Genomic DNA, 4,204 nt, shown 5'->3' on the forward strand with positions numbered 1-4,204 from the left:
CCGAGCAGCGAGCGGGTGCGGCCGGGGGCGCTGGGGGCGACCGGCCCGGCTCCCGGCGGCTCGGCGGCGGGAGCGGGCGGGGCCGGCCGGGGCGGCGGGCTGACCTGGAGGTGACCGAGGCCGTCGGGGGTGGTGGCGCGGGCCTGCTGGTCGGTGCCGGGGGCCAGCAGCACGGCGGACTCGCCGAGCCGCAGCAGGGCGCCGGGCGGCAGCGGGCGCGGGTCCTCGGTCAGCGGGCGGCCGTCCAGCGTGGTGCCGTTGGTGGAGCCGAGGTCGTGCACGGTGACGCTGCCGTCGGCGGCCAGGTGGAGCGAGAGGTGCAGCCGGGAGACGTCGGGGTCGTCGAGCGGGACGTCGGCCTGGCTGGACCGGCCGACCCGCACCTCGCCGCCGTGCAGCCGGTGCACGCCGCCGGCGTCCGGGCCGCCGACCACCCGCAGCTCGACCGCGGCCTCGGCGCCGGGGCCCTCCAACGGGGCCTCGGCCTCCGGGTCGGGCTCGTTCAGGGCGAGCACGGCGCCGTCCAGCAGCGGGGGGTGGCCGAGCGGGGTGCGTTCGTCGATCCGCTGGGCCCCGGCGTAGAGGTGCACATGGGTCGCGCTGCGCGCGCCGCGCACGCCCACGGCGCCCGCCAGTGCCACGGCGAGCGATCCGAGCGCCGTGCCGACGGGCGCGGTGACCAGCACGTCGGTGGCGGGCGCGGGCATGGCGGCGCCCGAGCGGGGTCGGAGGACCGTCAGCCGGATCTGCATCGCGCCCGGGGCTCCCCTCTGCTCGTGATGAGTGTTGGACCGCAGGAGTGCTAGGCGTCATCCTGCCACCCGGGACTGACAGTCCGCGCACCGTACCGGATTTGACGATCTTGTGATCATGGCCATGGTGGGGCGGACGCGCCGTCAGGTCAAGGCGGCCCCCGACCGTCCCCGACCTCCTCCGCGGCACCCCCGCCGCCACCCTGCCACCACCCTCGCCGGGCCCCTGCCGGCCCCGGGCCGGGCCCCGCCGACCCGGGCGCCGGGCGGCCCGGAAACCCGCTCCGCCCACGCATCCCGCCGGGGTTTGCCCGACCCCGTTAGAGTTGCCGCACAGACGGACTATCGCCCGCGGCGAACAGCAGGCCCCACGGGCCTCGTAGGGCAAGGAGTGCACCAGGTGCGGCCGGTCGGCAGCAAGTATCTGCTCGAGGAGACCCTCGGGCGCGGTGCCATGGGCACCGTCTGGCGGGGGCGGGTGCGCGAGGACGCCGGGCTGCCGGACCTGGTCGCGGGCCAGCAGGTCGCGATCAAGGTGCTCAAGGAGGAGCTGGCCGCCGACCAGGACATCGTGCTGCGCTTCCTGCGCGAGCGCTCGGTGCTGCTGCGGCTCAGCCACCCCAACATCGTCCGGGTCCGCGACCTGGTGGTGGAGGGCGAGCTGCTGGCCCTGGTGATGGACCTGGTGGACGGTCCGGACCTGTACCGCTACCTGCGCTCCGACGGCCCGCTCAGCCCGATCGCCGCCGCCCTGCTGATGGCGCAGATCGCCGACGCGCTCGCGGCCAGCCACGCGGACGGCGTGGTGCACCGCGACCTCAAGCCGGCCAACGTGCTGCTGGCCAGCAGCTACGTGGCGGGCCACGGCGAGCAGCTGCACCCGATGCTGACCGACTTCGGCATCGCCCGGCTCGCCGACTCCCCGGGAATCACCCGGACCAGCGAGTTCGTCGGCACCCCCGCGTACGTCGCCCCCGAGTCGGCGAGCGGGCGCCCGCAGACCTCCGCGGTCGACGTCTACGGCGCCGGGATCATGCTCTACGAGCTGGTCACCGGCCGCCCGCCGTTCCAGGGCGACGGCGCGCTTCAGGTGCTGCAGGCCCACCTCACCCAGGAGCCGCCGCGCCCGCCCGGGATGCCCGAGCCGCTCTGGACGGTGGTCGAGCGCTGCCTGCGCAAGGACCCGGCCCAGCGGCCGAGCGCGGTCTCGCTGGCCGGGGCGCTGCGCGTGGTGGCCGGTGGGATCGGCGTGCACGCCTCGCCGGCCGCGGTGGACGCCGCGCTCGCGGTGGGCGCGCTGCTGCTGCCCGAGCCGCAGCCGGCCGCGGTGCCGGGCACCGGGCCGGAGCAGGCCACCCAGGTGCTGGCGCCGCAGCCGGGCCACTACGACCCGGCCGCCGCCACCCAGGTGCTGCCGCAGGGCACCCCCCAGCAGCCCGGCGCCGACCCGACCCGGCTGCTGCCGACCCCGCCCGCCACCCCGTTCGGCGCCCCGCCGAGCCCGGCCGGCGCGGCCCCCGTGCCCCCGGCGCAGCCCGAGGCCCCGCACCCGTGGCAGACCCAGCTGCGCGCCGCCCGCGACCGCAACCAGCAGACCCAGGTCTTCGCGGCCGACGAGCTCGAGGCGCAGCAGGCCCCGCACCCCTACCAGCCGGGCCCCGGCTACCCGCCGCCCGCGCCCGGCGCCCGCCCGGGCTACGGCCGCGCCGAGCGCCCGCCCACGGCCCCGCCGCCCTACCAGGCGCCGCGCCGCCCGGCCGACCCTGCAGGGCGCCAGGGCCGGGGCTACCCGGACCGCGGTTACCGGGACGGCTACGGCGAGCCGGAGCACGGCAACCAGGGCTACCCGAGCTACGAGGCCTACCGCGATCCGTCCCAGCGCCAGGCCCCGACCCGCCGCCCGGAGCCGCCGCAGCACCGCCCCGAGCCGCCGGCCCCGCGCGAGCCGGAGCCGGAGCCCCGTCCGCGCCGGGAGCCGCGCCCGCGCAGCCGCAACCGGATGTACATCCCGGGCCTGGGCTGCCTCAAGGGCTGCCTGATGGTGCTGCTGATCCTGGCGGTGGCCGCGCTGGCGCTGTGGAACTTCACCCCGCTGCCGCACTACTGGGACGACGTGCACACGTGGTGGGACGACACCACCCACTGGATCAGCAGTACCTGGCACTCCATCACCGGTCACTGACGATCCGGCAGCAAGTGATCAGTATTGACGCTTTGTCGACAATCACCGTCCGGAGCTGCCGCACCGGGCCCCGGGGCGCGTAGGTTGGACGGTGACGCACCGACCTCACGAGCGCGTCCGGGCCCCAGCGGCGGCCCGGGGGTGCTCCCCGCCGCCCACGGAGCAGCATTGGCACGCAAGATCGGCAGCCGGTACACCGTGCACCAGGTGATCGGCCGGGGGTCCGCCGGCACCGTGTGGCTCGGCGAGGGCCCCGACGGACCGGTGGCCGTCAAGCTGCTGCGCGAGGACCTGGCCACCGATCAGGTGCTCGTCGGCCGGTTCGTGCAGGAGCGCGCCGCGCTCACCAGCCTCGACCACCCGCGGGTGGTCGGGGTGCGCGACATGGTGGTGGACGGCGCGGACCTGGCCCTGGTGATGGAGCTGGTGCACGGCACCGACCTGCGCTCCCGGCTGGAGCGCGAGGGCGTGCTGGCGCCGCAGGCGGCCGCCGCGGTGATCGCGGACGTGGCCGACGGCCTGGCCGCCGCGCACGCGGCCGGCATCGTGCACCGGGACGTCAAGCCGGAGAACGTGATGCTCGACCTGGCCGCCCCGGCCGGCCCGGGCGGCGCACCGCGGGCCAAGCTCACCGACTTCGGCATCGCCCGACTGGTCGACGCCCCGCGCCGGACCCGGGCCACCCGGATCATCGGCACCCCCGACTACCTGGCCCCGGAGATCATCGAGGGCCTGGAGCCGCGGGCCGCTGTCGACATCTACGCGCTGGCCACCGTGCTCTACGAGCTGCTGGCCGGCTTCACCCCGTTCGGCGGCGGGCACACCGGCGCGGTGCTGCGCCGGCACGTCACCGAGAGCGTGCCGCCGATCCCGGGGCTGCCGGACGGCCTGTGGCGGATCATCGCCGAGTGCCTGGCCAAGGCACCCGCCTCCCGGCTGCGCGCGGCCGAGCTGGCCGAGCGGCTGCGCGAGCAGCTGCCCGCACTCGCCGGGCTGCCGCCGCTCGCGCTGCCCGCCCAGGAGCGGCGCACCGTCGAGGAGACGCCCACCCCCGGCGAGGCGGTCTACGCCGAGGCGGAGACCGGCAGCGGCACCCACCGCCGCCGGCGCGGCCCGGCCGTCCCGCTGGTCGCCGCGCCCGCCCCCGACTCCACCCGGGACACCCACACCAGCCTGCGCCGCCCCTCCGCCGAGGAGCTGGCCGGCTACGCGGCCGAGTCCCGGGCCCAGCGCGCCGCCCCGGCGCCCGCCCACCACGGCCTACGCCGCT

The 4,204-nt window shown here is 77.5% G+C and carries 3 protein-coding genes; 2 read left to right on the forward strand and 1 reads right to left on the reverse strand.

Translation table 11 applies throughout. The features are described 5' to 3' along the window. Positions 1-752, reverse strand: a 752-nt coding sequence (locus tag ACQRUO_RS38785) for an FHA domain-containing protein (RefSeq protein WP_428320891.1), incomplete at its 3' end; no start/stop codon positions are given. Between the two features lie 400 nt (positions 753-1,152). Here ACQRUO_RS38785 and ACQRUO_RS38790 point away from each other — a divergent pair. Beyond that, a complete protein-coding gene (locus ACQRUO_RS38790) occupies positions 1,153-2,934 on the forward strand; it encodes a protein kinase domain-containing protein (RefSeq protein WP_428320892.1) in 1,782 nt (593 codons plus the stop codon). 168 nt (positions 2,935-3,102) lie between these two features. Continuing rightward, the coding region (locus tag ACQRUO_RS38795) for a serine/threonine-protein kinase (protein WP_428320893.1) at positions 3,103-4,204 on the forward strand (1,102 nt) is incomplete at its 3' end.

This window comes from Kitasatospora sp. LaBMicrA B282, assembly GCF_050325825.1.
In the GTDB taxonomy this organism is placed as follows: Bacteria; Actinomycetota; Actinomycetes; order Streptomycetales; family Streptomycetaceae; genus Kitasatospora.